This is a genomic window from Dokdonella sp., assembly GCF_044227025.1.
GTDB lineage: Bacteria > Pseudomonadota > Gammaproteobacteria > Xanthomonadales > Rhodanobacteraceae > Dokdonella_A.
The window spans coordinates 160,881-179,773 of record NZ_JBGAFX010000004.1; the positions used below are offsets into that span (position 1 = coordinate 160,881).

18 protein-coding genes are annotated in these 18,893 nt (G+C 67.7%); 15 read left to right on the plus strand and 3 right to left on the minus strand.

The annotated features are described in order from the left end of the window. The first annotated feature begins 2 nt into the window (after positions 1-2). The 7 genes from ccoO to ACILRJ_RS11120 are packed head-to-tail and all read left to right on the plus strand — an operon-like array spanning position 3 to position 5,404. Positions 3-665: a cytochrome-c oxidase, cbb3-type subunit II gene (gene ccoO, locus ACILRJ_RS11090; RefSeq protein WP_395683251.1), complete on the plus strand. Its 663-nt coding sequence runs from the start codon at positions 3-5 to the stop codon at positions 663-665. After that, entirely contained in the window at positions 662-820 is a 159-nt protein-coding gene (locus ACILRJ_RS11095) for a cbb3-type cytochrome oxidase subunit 3 (protein ID WP_395683252.1), read from the plus strand. Before ccoO ends, ACILRJ_RS11095 begins: the two co-directional genes overlap by 4 nt. After that, positions 817-1,722, plus strand: coding sequence for a cytochrome-c oxidase, cbb3-type subunit III (gene ccoP / locus ACILRJ_RS11100; protein ID WP_395683253.1), 906 nt, complete (start codon positions 817-819; stop codon positions 1,720-1,722). Before ACILRJ_RS11095 ends, ccoP begins: the two co-directional genes overlap by 4 nt. Then, a complete protein-coding gene (locus ACILRJ_RS11105; protein ID WP_395683254.1) occupies positions 1,691-1,924 on the plus strand; it encodes a hypothetical protein in 234 nt (77 codons plus the stop codon). The genes ccoP and ACILRJ_RS11105 overlap by 32 nt, the downstream gene beginning before the upstream one ends. Further along, positions 1,921-4,407 carry a heavy metal translocating P-type ATPase gene (locus tag ACILRJ_RS11110; protein ID WP_395683255.1) on the plus strand — a complete coding sequence of 829 codons (2,487 nt, stop codon included), beginning with the start codon at positions 1,921-1,923 and terminating at the stop codon, positions 4,405-4,407. The genes ACILRJ_RS11105 and ACILRJ_RS11110 overlap by 4 nt, the downstream gene beginning before the upstream one ends. Beyond that, a complete protein-coding gene (gene ccoS, locus ACILRJ_RS11115) occupies positions 4,404-4,679 on the plus strand; it encodes a cbb3-type cytochrome oxidase assembly protein CcoS (RefSeq protein ID WP_395683256.1) in 276 nt (91 codons plus the stop codon). Before ACILRJ_RS11110 ends, ccoS begins: the two co-directional genes overlap by 4 nt. Then, positions 4,676-5,404 carry a sulfite exporter TauE/SafE family protein gene (locus tag ACILRJ_RS11120; RefSeq protein ID WP_395683257.1) on the plus strand — a complete coding sequence of 243 codons (729 nt, stop codon included), beginning with the start codon at positions 4,676-4,678 and terminating at the stop codon, positions 5,402-5,404. Before ccoS ends, ACILRJ_RS11120 begins: the two co-directional genes overlap by 4 nt. 77 nt (positions 5,405-5,481) lie before the next feature. Here ACILRJ_RS11120 and ACILRJ_RS11125 read toward each other — a convergent pair whose 3' ends face one another. The 3 genes from ACILRJ_RS11125 to ACILRJ_RS11135 form a co-directional block, all read right to left on the minus strand. After that, on the minus strand, positions 5,482-8,160 hold the full coding sequence (locus ACILRJ_RS11125; RefSeq protein WP_395683258.1) for a M1 family metallopeptidase: 2,679 nt from the start codon (positions 8,158-8,160) through the stop codon (positions 5,482-5,484). A 184-nt stretch (positions 8,161-8,344) separates the two neighbouring features. Beyond that, positions 8,345-8,905: a carboxymuconolactone decarboxylase family protein gene (locus tag ACILRJ_RS11130; RefSeq protein WP_395683259.1), complete on the minus strand. Its 561-nt coding sequence runs from the start codon at positions 8,903-8,905 to the stop codon at positions 8,345-8,347. Positions 8,906-9,196: 291 nt separating this feature from the next. Then, the gene (locus tag ACILRJ_RS11135; protein WP_395683260.1) at positions 9,197-9,739 is read right to left on the minus strand and encodes a peroxiredoxin; all 543 of its coding nucleotides are present in this window, start codon (positions 9,737-9,739) and stop codon (positions 9,197-9,199) included. A 146-nt stretch (positions 9,740-9,885) separates the two neighbouring features. Between ACILRJ_RS11135 and ACILRJ_RS11140 the strand changes: the two genes are divergently transcribed. The 8 genes from ACILRJ_RS11140 (at position 9,886) to ACILRJ_RS11175 (ending at position 18,873) form a co-directional block, all read left to right on the plus strand. After that, complete coding sequence (locus tag ACILRJ_RS11140; RefSeq protein WP_395683261.1) at positions 9,886-10,854, plus strand: LysR substrate-binding domain-containing protein; 969 nt, start codon at positions 9,886-9,888, stop codon at positions 10,852-10,854. Between the two features lie 175 nt (positions 10,855-11,029). Beyond that, positions 11,030-11,452, plus strand: coding sequence for a nucleoside diphosphate kinase regulator (gene rnk, locus ACILRJ_RS11145; protein ID WP_395683262.1), 423 nt, complete (start codon positions 11,030-11,032; stop codon positions 11,450-11,452). Between the two features lie 131 nt (positions 11,453-11,583). Next, positions 11,584-12,003 carry a rubrerythrin family protein gene (locus ACILRJ_RS11150; RefSeq protein WP_395683263.1) on the plus strand — a complete coding sequence of 140 codons (420 nt, stop codon included), beginning with the start codon at positions 11,584-11,586 and terminating at the stop codon, positions 12,001-12,003. A gap of 76 nt (positions 12,004-12,079) precedes the next feature. After that, a complete protein-coding gene (locus ACILRJ_RS11155; RefSeq protein ID WP_395683264.1) occupies positions 12,080-13,435 on the plus strand; it encodes a (Fe-S)-binding protein in 1,356 nt (451 codons plus the stop codon). A 70-nt stretch (positions 13,436-13,505) separates the two neighbouring features. Continuing rightward, positions 13,506-14,096, plus strand: coding sequence for a DUF3501 family protein (locus ACILRJ_RS11160; RefSeq protein ID WP_395683265.1), 591 nt, complete (start codon positions 13,506-13,508; stop codon positions 14,094-14,096). A gap of 235 nt (positions 14,097-14,331) precedes the next feature. Next, positions 14,332-15,918 carry a peptide MFS transporter gene (locus tag ACILRJ_RS11165; protein WP_395683266.1) on the plus strand — a complete coding sequence of 529 codons (1,587 nt, stop codon included), beginning with the start codon at positions 14,332-14,334 and terminating at the stop codon, positions 15,916-15,918. 74 nt (positions 15,919-15,992) lie between these two features. After that, positions 15,993-16,568, plus strand: coding sequence for a hypothetical protein (locus ACILRJ_RS11170; protein ID WP_395683267.1), 576 nt, complete (start codon positions 15,993-15,995; stop codon positions 16,566-16,568). A gap of 211 nt (positions 16,569-16,779) precedes the next feature. Further along, on the plus strand, positions 16,780-18,873 hold the full coding sequence (locus ACILRJ_RS11175) for a catalase (RefSeq protein ID WP_395683268.1): 2,094 nt from the start codon (positions 16,780-16,782) through the stop codon (positions 18,871-18,873). Positions 18,874-18,893: the final 20 nt, after the last annotated feature.

The following is an 18,893-nucleotide window of genomic DNA, read 5'->3' on the forward strand; positions in this document are numbered from 1 at the left end:
CAATGGCCGGAGGTTACAAATACTTTGAGGCGGTCGAGAAGCATGCCGGCTTGCTCGGCATTCTGACCGCGATCATGGTCTCGATCGGCGGGCTCGCCGAGATCACGCCGCTGTTCATGGCCGCGCACACGGTAAAGCCCGCCGAAGGCGTCAAGCCGTACGGTGCGCTGCGCCTGGCCGGCAAGGACATCTACGTGCGCGAAGGCTGCTACCTGTGCCATTCGCAGCAGATCCGTGCGCTGCGCGCCGAGACCGAACGCTACGGGCCGTATTCGGTCGCCGAGGACTCGGTCTACGATCGCCCGTTCCAGTGGGGCTCCAAGCGCACCGGTCCCGATCTCGCACGCGTCGGCGGCAAGTACTCCGACGAATGGCAGCGCCTGCACCTGCGCGATCCGCGCTCGCTGGTGCCGGAGTCGAACATGCCCGCCTATGCATGGCTGTCGCAGGCGATGCTCGATCCTGCCGACATCGAGGCGCGCATGCGCACCCTGCGCACGCTCGGCGACCCGTACACCGACGCCGACATCGCGGGTGCGCAGGCAGCGGTCAGCGGGCACACCGAAATGGAAGCGCTGATCGCCTACCTGCAGGGCCTCGGCGTCGCCAACATGCCGAAGACCGCCGCTGCGGGCACACATGCAACGCCGGAGGCCGCGCCATGACGATCGCGCCGTTCTGGGGACACCTCGCGGGCGTCGTCACGCTGGCGACGATGCTGAGCTTCATCGGCATCTGGATCTGGGTCTGGCAGGCACGCCACAAACCGAAGTACGACGAGCTTGCGCGCCTGCCGATGAATGACGAGGAATCGCCATGAGTTCGTTCTGGTCGGGCTGGATCATGTTCCTCGTGGTGCTGAACCTCGGCATCACGCTGTTCCTGTTCCTGTGGGGACAGCGCGTGAAGATTCCGGTGCAGCCTGACGGCACCAGCGGCCATGTGTGGGCGCACGGCGTATTGCGCGAAGGCGTGCGCAGGTTGCCGCTGTGGTGGGTGCTGTTGTCGGCCGCGATGTTCGCGGTCGGCTTCTCCTACCTAGTGCTCTATCCCGGCTTCGGCTCGTGGAAGGGCACGCTCGGCTGGACCGCGCACGGCGAACTCGCCGCGGACGTCGCCGCCAACCGCGCCAAGCTCGATCCGCTGCTGCAGCGCTCCGCCGGGCAGCCGGTCGAGAAGATCGCGGGCGATGCCGAAGCGACGCGCATGGGCCAGCGCCTGTTCATCGACAACTGCGCCGCTTGCCACGGTCGCGACGGACAAGGCAACCATCTGATCGGCGCGCCGAACCTGGTCGACCGCGACTGGCTCTACGCTGGCGACGGCAATGGGATCCTCGCCAGCATCCAGGACGGTCGCCACGGCGTCATGCCGCCGTTCGGCGGCTCGTTCGACGCGGCCACGACCGAGAACCTGGCCAACTACGTGCGCAGCCTGTCGGGCGCCGACCATTCGCCGGCGAAGGCCGCGGCGGGCCAGGCCGCGTTCGCGGTGTGTTCCGCCTGCCATGGCCCGACCGGCAAGGGCAACCAGGCTCTCGGCGCACCGAACCTCACCGACGAAGTGTGGCTGTACGACGGCGATCTCGCGACGATCGAAAAAACCATCCGGGACGGTCGCGGTGGCGTCATGCCGGCTTGGCGCACGCGCCTCGACGACACCGAAACACGCCTCATCGCGGCGTGGGTGTATGCAACCTCGCACGCTGCCACCGCACGCTGACGCCTCCCGCTCGGCGTGGTATCGCCAGCCGGTGCTCTGGCTGGGCGCGCTGCTGTTCACCGCCTCGCTCGCCGGCTGCGTGCTGATGATCGTGCTCGGCTCGCGCCATGCGGACGTACCGCTGCCGACCGCCGGCGGCGAGATCATGAAGATGCCGCTGGCGCGGCCACCACCGCACGCGCCGGTGCAGGCGGTGCCGTGAACGCGGCCTGCTGGCATTGCGGCGAAGCGCTGCCGGCCGGCGTGACGTTGCAGGCGACCGCTGCCGGCGCCATCCATCCCGTCTGCTGCCAAGGCTGCCGCGCCGCGGTCGAATGGATCGACCAGCTCGGCCTAGCCGACTACTACCGCTTGCGCAGCGAGCCCGCGCAGCGCCCGCAAGGCGTGGCAGGCGACGGGACCGCATGGCGACGCGCGGATCTCGCGCGCCACGTCGTGCGCGATGCCGGCGATGGTCGCCGTGAGGCGATCGTGCTCGTCGAAGGCGTACGCTGCGCCGCCTGCGTATGGCTGATCGAACGCATGCTCGACGCCCTGCCCGGCGTCGAACGCGTGCAGGTCAACGCCGCCGCGCGACGCGCGCGCATCGTCTGGGACGAAGCGCAATGCGACATCGCGCGCATCGTCGAAGCATTCGAGCGCGCCGGCTACCGCGCGCTGCCGCTCGACGCCGCCGCGCTCGACGACAGCCGCCGCAGCGAATCGCGCGCCGCACTGAAGCGTCTCGCCGTCGCCGGCTTTGGCGCGATGCAGGCGATGATGTACGCGAGCGCGCTCTACCTCGGCGCGTTCGACGGCTCCGACACGAGCACGCGCGACCTGTTCCGCTGGCTCGGCCTGCTGGTCGCCTCGCCGGTCGTGCTGTACGCGGCACGTCCGTTCTTTGCCGGCGCGCTGCGCGCGCTGCGTGCGCGCCGCCTCGCGATGGACGTGCCGGTGGCGCTGGCGATCGCACTGATCTACGCGGCGAGCGTGTTCGAAGCAGTCCGCGGCGGAAGCGAGGTCTACTTCGACTCGGTCAGCATGTTCGTGTTCCTGCTCCTGCTCGGCCGCCAGCTCGAGATGCGCGCCCGTCATCGCGCCGGCGACCTCGGCGACGCGCTCGCGCGCCTGACCCCGGCATTCGCCGAACGCATCCGCGAGGATGGTTCGATCGAACGCGTCGGCGCGCTGGAACTCGTCGCCGGCGATCGCGTCTCGGTCGCAACCGGCGCGTCGGTGCCGGCCGATGGCCGCTTCGACGGCGAACACTGCCGCGTCGACGAGGCACTGTTGTCCGGCGAATCCGCGCCCGTGACCAAACGCCACGGCGACGCGCTCGTTGCGGGCAGCCTGGTCGTGGATGGTCCGGCGACGCTGCGGGTCGAACGCGTCGGCGCCGACACCGCGCTTGCCGGCATCGTCGCGCTGGTCTCGCGCGCGCAGGCGGAGCGCCCGCGCCTCGCGCAAGCCGGCGAACGCGCCGCCGCGCGCTTCGTCGCGCGCGTGCTCGCGCTCGCCGCCCTGACCGCAATCGGCTGGAGCCTGGTCGATCCGTCGCGCGCGTTCGGGGCGACGCTCGCCGTACTCGTCGTGTCCTGCCCGTGCGCGTTCGCGCTCGCGGTGCCGGCGGCGCTGACGCGCGCGCTAGCGCTGCTCGCCCGACGCGGCGTGCTGGTCGTGCACGCCGATGCGATCGAGACGCTCGCGGGCGCGACCCATGTCGTGTTCGACAAGACCGGAACATTGACCGAACCGCAGTCCGGCATCGAGCGCATCGACTGCCTGCGTGGCGAGACGCGCGACGCGCTCGCGCTCGCTGCCGCGCTCGCGCGCGGCAGCCGCCATCCGCTCTCGCGTGCGATCGCCAACGCGGACACCAGCGTCGTGCCGCCCGTCGCCGAACAGGTCGAGGAAATCGCGGGCCACGGCCTGCGCGGACGCATCGGCGGTCGCACGCTGCGCCTCGGCCAACCCGCGTTCGTGTGGAAGGACGCGCATGCGTCAACCGGAAATTCACTGCTGCAAACGCCGGGATCCAGCGCTCTTTGCGGAGAATCCGACACGACGCTCGACGACGCCGTCGTGCTCGCCGACGACGACGGCCTGATCGCCGCGTTCCACATCGGCGAACAGGTGCGTGCGGGGGCGCGCGGCGCGCTCGATGCGCTTGCCGATCACGGCCTCGCAGTCGAAGTCGTCAGCGGCGACGCCGGCGCCAAAGTCGCAGCGCTTGCGCAACGCCTCGGCGTCACGCAGTGGCGCGCGCGCCAGACTCCTTCGGACAAGCTCGCGCGCCTCGATGCGCTGCGCACCGGCGGCGCCCGCGTGATCGCGGTGGGCGACGGCGTCAACGATGCACCCGTGCTCGCCAGCGCCGATGTCGCGGTCGCGATCGGCGGCGGCAGCGATCTCGCGCAGGCGTCGAGCGACGTCGTGCTTGCGCGTGCCGAACTCGGCGCGTTGCCGCAGGCGATCGCACTCGCGCGCGAAACGATGGCCGTTCTGCGCCAGAACCATCGTTGGGCACTCGCCTACAACCTCGTCGCGGTACCGTTCGGCGCACTCGGCTTCGTGCCGCCGTGGCTCGCCGCGCTCGGCATGTCGGCGAGCTCGCTCGTGGTCGTGCTGAACGCGATGCGCATCGGTCGCCGCCGCGCACCGGCGCCGGCATCCGCACCCCCGGCGGGAGTGGCGATCGCATGAACATCCTGCTCGTGCTGATCCCGCTGTCGGTACTGCTCGCCCTTGGCGCCGTGATCGCGTTCTTCTGGGCGGTCGACCACGACCAGTTCGACGATATGGATACGCCGAAGCTGCTGCCGCTGCTCGACGATCCGCGCCCCAACAGGCAGGACGACGCCAGCAACGGCGACGATGAGGTTCGCGATACCACGACGGCAACGAACGACGACGCCCGTCAGGCCGACGCCGATTCGAAGCGCCCCACGGATTCCGAACGGAAGCGGCGCCGGTGATCTCGAACGTGCCGACCCTGTTCGCCGCGCTGCTCCTCGGCCTCGCCGCAAGCGGCCATTGCCTGGTCATGTGCGGCGGCATTTCCGCCGCGCTCGGAATGGCAACCGCGAAGCGCCCCGACGGTCGCGCGCGAGCGGACCTGCTGGTCGCCTACCAGTGCGGCCGCATCGCATCGTACGTGCTCGCAGGACTGCTGCTCGGTGGCGCGCTCGGCGGCCTGATCGCGCTGCTGGACATCGAATCCGTGCGCCGCGCGTTGCGCGCCTTGAGCGCCGCGGCCTTGCTGCTCGGCGCACTCGTCGCATCGGGCCGCCTGCGCGACCCCGGCTTCGGCATCGGTCGGCGCGTATGGCCGCATCTCGCGCCGCTTGGCCGGCGCCTGCTGCCGGTCTCGAGCGTGCCGCGTGCGTTCGCGTTCGGCATGGTGTGGGGCTGGATGCCGTGCGGTTTCGTCTACACGGTGCTGCTGATCGCGGCGCTGCAACTGGACGCCATACACGGTGCGGCGACGATGGCGATGTTCGGACTCGGCACCGCACCTGCGCTGCTTGCGGCTGCATTCGGCGCTGAGCGCTTCGCGCGTTTCGGCGCACGGACCGGCAACCGCCGCATCGCCGCCGGCGCCCTGCTCGCCAGCGCGGTGCTCACGCTCGCCGGTCCGTGGCTCGGCATGCACGCGCCCTGGCTGCACGGGCTGCTGCCGTTCGATTGCGCGGCCCAGTAGAAAGCGCGCCCTTGCACAACCGAGCGTGCCCGGTTCGGATCACGCCGAGCGCGAGAGCGGCGGCGCAAGTTCCGCCCTTACAGAGAGTGTGCGGCACTCCACTCGGCGAGCGCCTTGCGATCGACGTGCCCGCGCAGCGCGCCGCACTGGCGGATGCCTTCGAGCGTCTGGCCGAGGCCGCGTTCACCGCCAATCAAATCCTTCACGCGCGGGGCGAGGAACCCAGACATCTCGTCCGCAGCGGCGCTGCCGCAGCGACCGTAGTCGAACGTCTTCGGCAAGTACGCCTGCGCGAAGGCGGGCAGGCGCACGCGGTAGGCGTCGAAGTTCTTCATCAGCCACTGCCACATCGCCGCTCGGTTCTCCGGCTCCGCGATCTGCGCTTCATACAGCCGTGACATCTCGCCGATCTGCACCGACGCACCGAGCCCATAGTCGCGCGCGCGTTCAGCGAGCGCGGCATCGCGCGTCGCACCGAGGCCCGCGAGCAGGGCGTAACGCTGCGTGGTGTCGCGGTTCGCCTCGAACGCGCGCTGCGCGGCGTCGAAGGTGTCCTTGCCGCCGTCCTGCACCGCGACCTTGAGCGCGGTCACGAGCAGGTCCGCATCCGCGCGCGTGAGATCCGGCTTGCCGGCTCCGTCGAGGCCGAGCGCGGCGCGTCCTTGTTTTGCGAGTTCCGCGCGCGTGGCCGGATCGCGCACGACCATCGCGAGGAATTCGGCGATGCGCGTGCGCAGCGCAGTGTCGGTGCCCGGCTCCTTGTCGCGCCGGTGGAACCCGAGTTGCTGCAGGCGCGGCGCGTACAGGCGCGTGACCCACGCATCGAGCACGGGCTGCGTCGCGGCATCGGCAAGATGCTCGCGAATCCACTGGTAGCGGTCGAGCAAGGCGGTCGCGACCTGCGGCATCGGCGCCGAGGCAAGCGCGGGCATTGCGTCGAGCACGGCGGAAGCGGGCAGCGTGCCGCGGCGGAACGCGCTGTCGATGGCATCGGCATACACCACCTGTTCGGGCGACGACAGCCTGGCGGCGGCGGCACCGAGCTTCGCGAGGTCGGCTGCAGCGAGGTCGAAACGGTAGTAGCCACGCGCATCCGCGTTCGGCAGGTACCAGTCAGGGCATGCGCCTGCGACGTCGAACGACTGCTTCCGGCCTTCGAGCAGGAAGCATTCGCTGTCCGACGCGCCGCCGCGACCGAAGCGTGTGCACACCGGCACGCCCCAGCGCGGCTCGTCCTTGGCGAGCACGCCGTACGGCAGGTAGCGCGACTGCTCCAGCGTCAGCGTCGCCTTGCCGCTTTCGCAGGCGAGTTCGCTGTGCACGAGCGGCACGCCGGGCTGGTCGAGAAAGCTGCGCATGCCTTTCGCGAACGCCTCGCCCTTGCCGCTCGCCTTCGTCAGCGATGCGATAAGGTCGTTCGAACTGCCACTGCCGAACGCGTGGCTCGCGAGGTATTCGCGCATGCCCTTGCGGAACGCGTCCTCGCCAACCCAGCGTTCGAACATCGCGAGGACGGCAGCCCCCTTCTGGTAGGTGATGCCGTCGAACGCGGTCTCGATATCGCCGCGGCCTTCGATCGGCTGGCGCACCTTGCGCGTGCTGAGCAGGCTGTCGCTGGCCATCGCGTACAGGCGCCGCTCGAGTGCTTCAAGGTCGGCGTGGTATTCCGGACGCAACGCGGCGGTGCCTTTCGCCTGGCCCCAGGTCGCGTACGACTCGTTGAGCCAGATGTCGTCCCACCACGGCACGGTGACGAGGTCGCCGTACCACTGGTGCGCGATCTCGTGCGCCTCGATGTTGAACACGCTGCGATAGTGGTCGGCGGCCGAATGCGCGTCGGTCAGCAGGTACGCGTCGCGATAGATGATCAGCCCCGCGTTCTCCATCGCGCCGGCGGCGAAATCGGGCGCGCCGAGCAGGTCGAGCTTGTCGAACGGATACGGCTGCGCGGTGTAGTCCTCGTAGAACTTGACGATCGGCGGCGCGACTTCGAGCGCCCATGCGAGCTTGGCCTTGCTGCCGCGCGGCCCGAACGCGCGCAGCGGCAGCGCCGTCTTGCGCACCTCGTTGGCGGGAATCGGCGCCGCCTCGGCGACATCCCACGGACCGACCGCGAATGCGACGAGATAGGTCGGCAGCGGCCTGGTGGTCGCGAACGTCAGCGTTTTCCATTGCGCGTCCGCCGATGGTTCCTCGCGCAGCTGCCTCGTGTTCGCGACCGCGACGTCCTCCTTCGGCACGGTCAGCTTCAGGTCGAACGGAACCTTGAAACGAGGTTCGTCGAAGCCGGGAAACGCGAAGCGCGCGCTGACCGGCTCCATCTGCGTGACCGCGTAAGCGTCGTCGCCGACCTTGACCTTGTACACGCCTTCGAGCTGGCGGTTGAACGGCGCATCGTAGACGAACGACAGTTCGACCTGTTGCGGCGCGAGTACATGCGCGAAGCGCACTTCGAGCACGCCGCTGTCGCCGTGCGTGATCGCCTGCGCATCGACGGGCTTGCCGTCGGCGCCGGTCACGCGGGTCGTCGCAATGGCGATCTGCTGCGCGTGCAGCCAGACGCGGTCGGTCTTCTGCGCGAGCTTGACCTGGATCTTCGCTTCGCCGTCGAAGCGGTCGCGGCGCGGGTCGATGGTCAGGTGCAGGGCATAGTGCTGCGGCGTGACGTCGTCCGGCAGTTTGCCGGCCGGAACGACGGCGGGCGCAGCCTGGGCACAGGTCGCGATGAGGAGCGAAAGCAGGGCGATGCGACGCATGTGCAAACCGTGGCCATGTCGGAATCGCCAAAAAGACCACGGCCAACCGGTCGCCGCATGGGCTGGAGGTCATGCCACGTCGGCGATTCCGACGTGACCCCCGGGCCCGCGAAGCGCAGCTTGCCTGCTGCGCTTGCGCGTCATGAGCCGAGCAAGCCCGGCCCTACAGGATCATTCCGTCCGATCAAGCCGCCGCAGCGAGCGCTGGCGCAGCCGCGACCGCCTGTTCCGCCGTCACCGCGACCGCGTGCAACACCGCCGCGATACGCACTGCGCTCTGGATCGCCGGCGCGGTGATGCCGTGCTTCTGCAGGGTCTTCTCATGCGACTCCATGCACATGCCGCAACCGTTCACCGCCGATACCGCGAGCGAGGCGAGTTCGAAATCGATCTTGTCGCAACCCGGGTTCGCCATCACGTTCATTCGCAGGCCGGCGCGCAGCTTGGCGTATTCCTCGTTGCCGACGAGATGGGTGAAGCGATAGTAGATGTTGTTCATTGCCATGATCGAGGCGGCGGCGCGCGCGCCGTTCGCTTCCGCTTCACTGAGCGAACCGGAAAACCTTCCGGCGATCGCGCGTGTCAGCGGATCGTGGCGCGCCGAGATCGCGCTGGCAATCGCGACGATCGCGATCTGCTTGGCGGACAGCCCCGGCGATCCGGCCTCGCCGAGCACCGAATCGAGGTTGAGGCGAAGGTCCTTGGCGTAGTCGGGCAACTGGTCGCGGATCTGTTCGAGGGTCATGCCGTGCTCCTTGGAAGATTGGCGCCGGCCACGAATGGCCGGCGCCCACAAGCGGCGGCGCGGGGAGGGACGCGCTGCCGACTTGAACTGAAAACAACGGAATTCGCTTAGCAACCGTCCATGGTGCGCAGACGTTCGGCATCCTGCCTACCCGCCTGCCCCCGCGTGCGATGCCTGGGGGCATCGCACTAGCGGGTAGCGGCAAGCAACCGTCCATGGTGCGCAGACGTTCGGCATCCTGCCTCACCCGCCTGATCCCGTGCGATGCCCGATGGCATCGCACGAGCGGGATCAGGCGACTTTCAAGGTCTCTTCGCCCTGCTTCCAGTTGCACGGGCACAGCTCGTCGGTCTGCAGCGCGTCGAGCACGCGCAGCACTTCCTGCGGGTTGCGGCCGACGCTGCCGTCGGTCACGTAGGCGAAGCGGATCACGCCTTCCGGATCGACCAGGAAGGTCGCGCGCTTGGCGACACCTTCTTCCTCGTCGAGGATGCCGAGCGCGCTCGACAGGCGCTTGGCCGTGTCCGCGAGCATCGGGAACGGCAGGTCGCGCAGGTCCTTGTGGTCCTTGCGCCAGGCGAGGTGCACGAACTCGCTGTCGGTGCTGGCGGCGAGCACCTGCGTGTCGCGGTCCGCGAACTGCTGGTTGAGGTCGCCGAAGCCCTTGATCTCGGTCGGGCAGACGAAGGTGAAGTCCTTCGGATAGAAGAACACGAGCAGCCACTTGCCCTTGTAGCTCGTGTTCGTGATCGGCGCGAACGCCTTCTCGACACTCTCGGTCGAGACCGTGGCCTTGAGGTTGAATTCCGGGAACTTGTCGCCGACGGTCAGCATGGAGGAACTCCTGTGGGATGGTTGGTCGGTGGGATGCAACGGATGGGGCGCCTGGATCGCGCCGACGGAACAAAGGATAGGGGCTCGCAATCGATCATTCAATTCGATTGTTGAAATGACTTCGATAGGGTGCTTCAATCGCTGGCATGAACCTGCGCGATCTCCGCTACCTCGTCGCCCTCGCCGAACACAGGCACTTCGGGCGCGCCGCCACAGCGAGTTTCGTCAGCCAGCCGACCCTGTCGACCCAGATAAAGAAACTCGAGGAAGAACTCGGCGTGGCGCTGGTCGAGCGCACGCCGCGCAAGGTATTGCTGACCGAAGTCGGACGCGAGATCGCGCTGCGCGCACGCGAGGTGCTCGGCGAGATCGAGCAGATCCGCGCCGCCGCGCAGCGCACGCGCGACCCGGAATCGGGCACGGTGCGACTCGGCATATTCCCGACCCTCGGCCCGTACCTGTTGCCGCACGTGGTGCCGGCGATCCGCGCGCGCTTCCCGCGCCTCGAACTGTTGCTGACCGAAGAGAAGACCGAGGTGATCCAGCGCCAGTTGCGCGAGGGACGCCTCGACGCGGGCATCCTCGCGCTGCCGATCCACGACGACCAGCTGCATCAGGAATTCCTGTTTGAGGAAGACTTCGTGCTCGCAGTGCCCGAGGGCCACGCGCTCGCCTCGCTTCCGGCGCTCAAGCTCGGCGACCTCGCCGATCAGAACCTGCTGCTGCTCGAGGATGGCCATTGCCTGCGCGACCAGGCGCTCGAGGTCTGCCAGCTTGCCGGCGCGGTCGAGCGCAGCGGCTTCCGCGCGACCAGCCTCGAAACGCTGCGCCAGATGGTCGCGGCCGGCGTCGGCATCACGTTGCTGCCGAGCCTATCGGTGAAACCGCCTGTCGCCACCTCGAACGACATCCACCTGGTGCCGTTCCGCGGCGATCCGCCGAGCCGGCGCATCGCGATGGTGTGGCGCAAGAGTTCGGCCATCGTCGCGTTCCTGAAGACCCTTGCCGGCGTCGTGCGCAGCGTGCCGAGCGAGCTGCTCGACGCGCGGGCGGCCGGCCCGGCCGCGCGCACGCAGCGACGTGCGGGTGGCAGAGCTTCCAGCCGTTCGCGTTGAGCACGCCGAGCGGTGACGAGCGAAGTCGAAACGCCCGCGAATCCTGGAAGCCGCGCGACTGCAGGCTTCATGCCTGCGCTTGCCCCCCGCCCGTTTGAGAAACCCTGCGCATTGCACTACGGTACCTGCATGCTTTCGCGCTCCTTGCGGCGCGCCTCGACCTGATGGAGCTGTCATGAGCAACGCACCCACCACCCCGCCGATCCTTGTTTCCAGTCTCGATCTCGAACGCATCGAAGCCCTGCTCGATGAACCCGATCGACGCCACTTCCCCGGCGCACAGACCCTGCGCGCCGAACTCGCTCGCGCAGAAATCGTCGAACCTGCGCAGGTGCCTGCCGATGTCGTGACGATGAACTCGACCGCACGCGTGGTCGATGTCGATGCCGGCGAGGAGTACGAACTGACCCTGGTCTACCCGCGCGAGGCGGATGGCGATCCGGGCAAGGTGTCGGTGTTCGCGCCGGTCGGCAGTGCGATCCTCGGCCTGCGCATCGGCCAGTCGATCCAGTGGCCGGTCCCGGGCGGTCGCCTGCGCACGCTGCGTATCGCGGCGATCCGCTACCAGCCGGAGGCAAGCGGCCACCTGCATCGCTGATTGCCATAGGACCGCCCTATCACGGCGATAACCACGGTCGATTTCACTGCACCGCGAGTCGGTGCTAGGTTCGACGGGCGATGCCGGCGAATCCGGCGCCGATGCAGCATCCACCCAGCACGAGGTGCATCATGAGCAACCTGAAAGGCAGCCGCACCGAAGAGAACCTCAAGGCCGCGTTCGCCGGCGAGTCGCAGGCAAATCGTCGTTATCTCTATTTCGCGCAGAAGGCCGACATCGAAGGCCACAACGATGTCGCGGCGGTGTTCCGCTCGACCGCCGAGGGCGAGACCGGCCATGCGCATGGCCACCTCGAGCATCTCGAAGCGGTGGGCGACCCCGCCACCGGCCTGCCGATCGGCAGCACGTCGGACAACCTGAAGGCCGCCATCGCGGGCGAGACGCACGAGTACACCGACATGTATCCGGGCATGGCGAAGGCTGCGCGCGAGGAAGGCTTCGCCGAGATCGCCGACTGGTTCGAGACGCTGGCCAAGGCCGAACGCTCGCACGCGAACCGCTTCACCAAGGCGCTCGGCGAAATCGCCTGAGCGGATTGCGTCGCGACGAATCCGCGGGAACGGCCGGCCGTTCCCGCGTGCATGGCTGCGCGGGGGGGGGCGGACGATGGCCGAACAACGCTCGATCACGAATTCTGCCCGTGAAGGCAGCCTCGACGCCCCGACGCGCCATCCGCTCGACTGGAAGAATCCCGCGTTCTACGAGCAGGCCTCGCTCGATGCCGAGCTCGAACGCGTGTTCCACATCTGCCATGGCTGCCGGCGCTGCGTCAGCTTGTGCCATGCATTTCCGACCCTGTTCGATCTCGTCGACGAGTCGAGCACGATGGAAGTCGACGGCGTCGCGAAGAGCGACTACGCCAAGGTCGTCGACCAGTGTTACCTGTGCGACCTGTGCTACCAGACCAAGTGCCCGTACGTGCCGCCGCACGAATGGAACGTCGATTTCCCGCACCTGATGCTGCGCGCGAAGGCCAAGCGTCATCGCGACGGCGAAACCACGCTCGCCGCGAAAGTGCTTTCGAGCACGACCGCAGTCGGCAGGCTTGCCTCGATTCCGGTGGTCGTCGACGTCGTCAATGCGGCCAATCGCGCGAAGCCGACGCGCGCGCTGCTCGACAAGACCCTCGGCGTGCACCCGGACGCGCGCCTGCCGACGTACCACGCCGACACCGCGCGGCGCCGGCTCGGACACCTCGACGGCGCGAGCGCCGAGTTCGTGCCGGCGGGACGCACGCGCGGCAAGGTCATGCTGTTTGCGACCTGCTACTGCAACGTGTCGCAACCGCAAGTGGTCGAAGATCTCGCCGCGGTGCTCGGGCACAACGGCGTCGCCGTTGAACTGGTCGCACGCGAAGTGTGCTGCGGCATGCCCAAGCTCGAACTTGGGGACCTCGACAGCGTCGCCCGGTACAAGGAGAAGAACATCCCGCAACTCGCCGCCGCCGCGCGCGACGGCTGGGACATCACTGCGGCGATTCCCTCGTGCGTGCTCATGTTCAAGCAGGAACTGCCGCTGATGTTTCCGGACGACGCCGACGTCCAGCTCGTCAAGCGCCACATGTTCGACCCGTTCGAATACCTGTGGCAACGCCACCAGGCCGGCCTGCTGAAGATCGATTTCCGCAACCCGCTCGGCAAGGTCGCCTGGCATGCGCCCTGCCACCAGCGCGTGCAGAACATCGGGCCGAAGACGCGTGACGTGCTTGCGCTGGTGCCCGGCACCGAAGTCACCGCGATCGAACGCTGCTCGGGGCACGACGGCACCTACGGCGTGAAGCGCAAGACCTACGAGCTCTCGCGCAAGATCGCCAAACCGGTCGAGGCACGCATCGCGCAGGCGGCACCGGACCATTTCGCCAGCGATTGCCCGATGGCCGGCGCGCACCTCGCGCACGGCCTCGATGATTCACCGCGCGCGGAGAGTCCGATCGGCCTGCTTCGTCATGCGTATGGAATATAGGGCCGAGGACAGAATGCCCGCGCCATCATTGCCCGGCCGCCCTTCGGCCCTCAGCTCGCAGCCCTTGCCCATGAAGAAACTATCCCCCGCCGACCTGTGGAAACTCGAGGACTACGCGCGCGAGCGCCCCGCGTTCCGCGCGCGCGTGCTCGCGCACAAGCAGGCGCGCACGATCCACCTCGGCGCGCACCTGACCCTGCTGTTCGAAGACCGCCTGACCGTGCAGTACCAGGTGCAGGAGATGCTGCGCATCGAACGCATCTTCGAAGCTGACGGCATCGCCGATGAACTCGCCGCGTACAACCCGCTGATTCCCGACGCCACCAACCTCAAGGCGACCCTGCTGATCGAGTACGACGACGTCGCCGAACGCAGGCGCGAACTGGAACGCCTGCGCGGCATCGAACACGACCTCCGACTGGTCGTCGACGGCCATCCGCCGATCGTTGCGATCGCCGACGAGGACCTCGAACGCAGCACCGAGAGCAAGACGTCGGCGGTGCATTTCCTGCGTTTCGAGCTCGACCCCGCGGCGATATCCGCGTTCCGCGCCGGCGCGCGCGTCCACTTCGCGATCGACCATCCGCACTACCACGCGACGAGCGAACTCGACAACGCACAGCGCAGCGCCTTGCTCGCCGACTTCGGGACTGAGGGCTGAGGACAGCGCCACCCCCACGACGCTCTCCGGGCATGGGCGGCCGCGACTGGCCTTCGGCCATGCCGGGCGTCGATCGCCCTTGCAGCACTCGACAATGCATCGCCCCGCAGACGGTTGCTCCTGCGACCGCATCGTCTTGAAGCCCTCCCCCGCATGGCAATAGGGTGGGCTCCTGCGGGCAGCACGGCAGCAATCACTCGCTATACTCCGGCGCACGCTTTCTGCCGAACCCTGCATGTCGACTGTCGCACTGCCACGGAACCGTCCGGCCGAATTCCTCGGCCATCCGAAAGGGCTCTACATCTGCTTCCTCACCGAGATGTGGGAGCGCTTCTCGTTCTACGGCATGAAGGCGCTGCTGTTGCTGTACCTCGTGAAGTACCACCTGTTCACCGACGACAACGGCTACAACCTCGTCGGCGCGTACGGTGGCCTCGTCTACGCGATGCCGGTGATCGGCGGGCTCGTCGCGGACCGCTGGCTCGGCATGCGCAAGGCGGTCGTGTTCGGCGGCATCCTGCTCGTGCTCGGCCATCTCGGCATGGCGATCGAAGGCCATCCCGCGAGCAGCGTCGGCGGCGTCGTCACGCGCGATGCGCACGCGTTGCAGGTGTTCTACTTCTCGCTCGCGCTGATCATCCTCGGCGTGGGCTTCCTCAAGCCGAACATCTCGACCATCGTCGGCAAGCTCTATCCCGACGACGATCCGCGCCGCGATTCCGGCTTCACGCTGTTCTACGCCGGTATCAATCTCGGCGGCACGTTCTCCGGCATCCTGTGCGGCTGGCTCGGCGAGACCTACGGCTGGGGCTGGGGCTTCGGTGCGGCCGGCGTCGGCATGCTCGCGGGCCTCGCCAATTTCATCTACGGCCAGAAATACCTGCTCGGCCACGCCGAGCCGCGCGATCCCGCGGCGCTGCGCCAGCGCGTGTTCGGTCCGCTCACGCGCGAGCATCTCATCTATCTCGGTTCGCTCGGCCTGCTCGTCGTGATCTGGGGACTCATCCAGGCGCACTCGCTGTTCCTCGCGATCATCCCCGGCTGGTTCGAGCCGAGCCCGGTGATCCTCGCGATGCACGTGATCACCGCGTGCCTGCTCACCGGCATCCTGTGGTTCATGTTCACGCGCTGCACGAAGGTCGAGCGCGAGCAGATGTTCGTCGTGCTCGCCTTCATCGTGCTGTGCCTCGTGTTCTTCACGATCTACGAGCAGACCTACGGCTCGTGGGTGCTGTTCTCCGATCGCGTGATGAACCACGATGCGCTCGGCAAGGAATGGAACGCGAGCGAACTGACCTCGCTCGGCTCGTTCTTCATCCTCGTGCTCGCACCGTTCTTCGCCTGGCTGTGGCCGCGCCTCGAACGCGCGGGCTGGAACCCGAGCAAACCCGCGAAATCCGGCTACGGCCTGATCCTCGCCGGTCTCTCGTTCGTCGTGCTCGTGTGGAGCGCGCGCCACCCGCAGGCGAACGGCCTCACCGGCATCTGGTGGTTCGTGTTCGCCTACTTCGTGCTCGAGGTCGGCGAGATGCTGCTCTCGCCGATCGGCCTGTCCGCGGTCACCGAGCTCAGCGTGCCGCGCGTCGTCAGCCTCATGATGGGCGGCTGGTTCCTCGGCACCTCGTATTCGGAAGTGCTCGCCGCCGCGCTCGGCAAGCTGTCGTCGATGGAAATCCCCGAAGGCGAAGTGCTCAACGTCACCGACGCGCTCGCGAAGTACGACGCGCTGTTCCTGTTCTCGGCGAAGATCGGCATCGGCAGCGGCCTCCTCACGCTGTTGCTGACGCCGCTGATCAAGCGCTGGATGCACGGCGTGAAGTAGGGGTGGACTCGCCTTCCTGCACCCTGCGGCGTGACCGGTGGTAGGGTGCGCACAGCCCACCGAACTGCCTGCCGATGAGCATCTCGCCCACCCGATCCGCATCACGCGCGAACATCGTGTTCGCGCCCAAACCGATCCATCTGTATCCCCGCACATGGACAGCGTTCTTGTCGCTGCCGTTCGGCGTGGTGCTGTGCATCGCGGGAGCGACAATGGCGTATGTCGTGCACGACAACCTGCCTTCGCCGGCGAACAACATCGTGGCCGGCCTGATCCTTGCGTTCGCGCTGGGCCTGGGATGGACGACCGCGCGCGGCGCCCATACCGCGCTGTCCTCGAGGGATGCCGTACTCAGCGTCGATGAAGACGGCGTCACCCATGCCGACGGCGACACGACGTTCCTCGCCTGGTCGGAGATCGCGCGCATCTCCACGACCCATCACGACGGCGACCGGCTCGCGATCTGGTTCACGCGCGACAGCGACTACGCGCAGAGCGTCGGCAACGCCAGGGCACTCGCGCAACGCGCATTGACCGGCGCGGACCTCACGATCTACCTCGGCAATCTCGTCTACAACCCGACGCTCCTGAGAAAGACGGTCGCCGCCTACCACGCCGGTGCAAATCGCCAGGAGCCTGCCGGGCACTAGCCCGGGACGGGACGCATCGCGGAATGTGGCCAACGCCGGTTGGTTCGTACTCACCCGTCACCGAACCCGCCGTACCGCGCGTCGTCGGCTCCATGACGGATGACGGGTCCCGTCAGCCCTTCGTGCGCCCCGAGATGCCCGATGCTACCGGAGCCGTTCATCCTCGACGGCGCAGGATGTGAAACACACCCCCTCATCCGGAGCAACCGACATGGCCGCGAAAAACAAGCCTGCATCCAGATCAATTTCCAAGGGCGGCCAGGACGCACGGGGCAATGGGGATGAACTCCAGCAAAAGGCGAGTGGTAGGCACCCGGCGTTGACGACCAACCTCGGCATCCCCGTAGCGGACAACCAGAACTCGCTGCGTTCCGATCCGCGCGGACCGACCCTGCTCGAAGACTTCATCCTGCGCGAGAAGATCACCCACTTCGACCACGAGCGCATCCCGGAACGCATCGTGCACGCGCGCGGTTCCGCCGCGCACGGCACGTTCACCCTGAGCAAATCGCTGAAGTCCTTCACGACCGCGCGCATCCTCACCGAAGTCGGCGTGCAGACCCCGGTGTTCACGCGCTTCTCCACCGTGGCCGGAGGCGCCGGCTCGGTCGACACCCCGCGTGACGTGCGTGGCTTCGCGGTGAAGTTCTACACCAAGGAAGGCAACTGGGACCTTGTCGGCAACAACATCCCGGTGTTCTTCATCCAGGACGCGATGAAATTCCCCGACCTCGTGCATTCGGTGAAGATGGAACCGGATCGCGCGTTTCCGCAGGCCGCCAGCGCGCACGACACGTTCTGGGATTTCATCTCGCTCACGCCCGAATCGATGCACATGATCATGTGGGCGATGTCCGATCGCACGATCCCGCGATCGCTGCGCATGATGGAGGGTTTCGGCATCCACAGCTTCCGCCTGCTCGACGCAAAGGGCGCCTCGACCTTCGTCAAGTTCCACTGGCGCCCGCGGCTCGGCCTGCAATCCACCGTGTGGGACGAGGCGCTCAAGCTGCAGGCGGCCGACAACGATTTCCATCGGCGCGACCTGTTCGAGTCGATCGAAGCGGGAAGCTACCCGTCATGGGACCTCGCGGTGCAGCTGTTCACCGAGGAAGAGGCGAATGCGTTCCCGTTCGACCACCTCGACGCGACCAAGCTGATCCCGGAAGAACTGGTGCCGCTGACCGTGATCGGCACGATGGAATTGAACCGCTGGCCGGACAACTTCTTCGCCGAGACCGAGCAGGTCGCGTTCTGCCCCGCGAACATCGTGCCCGGCATCGACTTCAGCAACGATCCGCTGCTGCAAGGGCGCCTGTTCTCCTATCTCGACACCCAGCTGATCCGCCTCGGCGGTCCGAACTTCCACCAGATTCCGATCAACGCGCCGAAATGCCCGTACGCGAACCTGCAGCGCGACGGCCACATGCAGATGAACGTGCCGAAGGGGCGCGTCAACTACGAACCGAGTTCGCTCGAAGCGGATTCGCCGCGCGCTACCAGCGGCGGTTTCACCAGCCATGCGACCGTGCCCAACGACGGCGCCAAGGGTCGCGTGCGCGCGGAAAGCTTCGCTGACCACTATTCGCAAGCACGGATGTTCTTCCGCAGCCAGACTCCGCCCGAGCAGGCGCACATTGCATCTGCGCTCGTGTTCGAACTGTCGAAGGTGGCCACGCCGCATGTGCGTGAAGCGATCGTGGGTCATCTGCGCCACATCGACGGCGACCTGGCGCAGCGTGTCGCCGATGGCCTCGGCCTGGATGCGCTGCCGCCTGCTCCGCCTGCCGCGGTGAAGGCGAAGGACATGGCGAAATCGCCGGCATTGCAGATCATCGGCAAGATGAAGGATACGCTCGAGGGACGCTGCGTCGGCATCCTCATGGACGACGGTTCGGACGCGGCGACCATCAAGGCACTGCGCACCGCCGCCGAAGCCGCCGGCGCGCGCGTCAAGCTCGTCGCCCCGAAAGTCGGCGGCGCCAAACTCAGCGACGGCAGGAAACGCGCCGCCGACGGCCAGCTTGCGGGCACGCCCTCGATGGTGTTCGATGCGGTAGCGCTGGTGCTCTCGGACGACGCCGGCAAACGCCTCGCGAACGAGGCCGCTGCGGTCGACTTCGTGCGCGATGCCTTCGGGCACCTCAAGGCGATCGCCGCCGACGACGGTGCGCAAAAGGTGTTGAAAGCCGCCGGCGTGGCGAAGGACGCCGGCATCGTCGACGCATCGGACGCAAAGGGATTCGTCAAGGCAGCCAGGACGCGTCAGTGGGCGCGCGAGCCGAAGGTGCGCACGCTGGCGTGATGCGGGCGGTCAACTTCCGT

Bases quoted from the DNA above. Each gene is read 5' to 3' on its own strand.
- ccoO (WP_395683251.1), top strand. From the start codon at position 3: ATGGCCGGAGGTTACAAATACTTTGAGGCGGTCGAGAAGCATGCCGGC.
- ACILRJ_RS11095 (WP_395683252.1), top strand. From the start codon at position 662: ATGACGATCGCGCCGTTCTGGGGACACCTCGCGGGCGTCGTCACGCTG.
- ccoP (WP_395683253.1), top strand. From the start codon at position 817: ATGAGTTCGTTCTGGTCGGGCTGGATCATGTTCCTCGTGGTGCTGAAC.
- ACILRJ_RS11105 (WP_395683254.1), top strand. From the start codon at position 1,691: ATGCAACCTCGCACGCTGCCACCGCACGCTGACGCCTCCCGCTCGGCG.
- ccoS (WP_395683256.1), top strand. From the start codon at position 4,404: ATGAACATCCTGCTCGTGCTGATCCCGCTGTCGGTACTGCTCGCCCTT.
- ACILRJ_RS11125 (WP_395683258.1), bottom strand. From the start codon at position 8,160: ATGCGTCGCATCGCCCTGCTTTCGCTCCTCATCGCGACCTGTGCCCAG.
- ACILRJ_RS11130 (WP_395683259.1), bottom strand. From the start codon at position 8,905: ATGACCCTCGAACAGATCCGCGACCAGTTGCCCGACTACGCCAAGGAC.
- ACILRJ_RS11135 (WP_395683260.1), bottom strand. From the start codon at position 9,739: ATGCTGACCGTCGGCGACAAGTTCCCGGAATTCAACCTCAAGGCCACG.
- ACILRJ_RS11140 (WP_395683261.1), top strand. From the start codon at position 9,886: ATGAACCTGCGCGATCTCCGCTACCTCGTCGCCCTCGCCGAACACAGG.
- rnk (WP_395683262.1), top strand. From the start codon at position 11,030: ATGAGCAACGCACCCACCACCCCGCCGATCCTTGTTTCCAGTCTCGAT.
- ACILRJ_RS11150 (WP_395683263.1), top strand. From the start codon at position 11,584: ATGAGCAACCTGAAAGGCAGCCGCACCGAAGAGAACCTCAAGGCCGCG.
- ACILRJ_RS11155 (WP_395683264.1), top strand. From the start codon at position 12,080: ATGGCCGAACAACGCTCGATCACGAATTCTGCCCGTGAAGGCAGCCTC.
- ACILRJ_RS11160 (WP_395683265.1), top strand. From the start codon at position 13,506: ATGAAGAAACTATCCCCCGCCGACCTGTGGAAACTCGAGGACTACGCG.
- ACILRJ_RS11165 (WP_395683266.1), top strand. From the start codon at position 14,332: ATGTCGACTGTCGCACTGCCACGGAACCGTCCGGCCGAATTCCTCGGC.
- ACILRJ_RS11170 (WP_395683267.1), top strand. From the start codon at position 15,993: ATGAGCATCTCGCCCACCCGATCCGCATCACGCGCGAACATCGTGTTC.
- ACILRJ_RS11175 (WP_395683268.1), top strand. From the start codon at position 16,780: ATGGCCGCGAAAAACAAGCCTGCATCCAGATCAATTTCCAAGGGCGGC.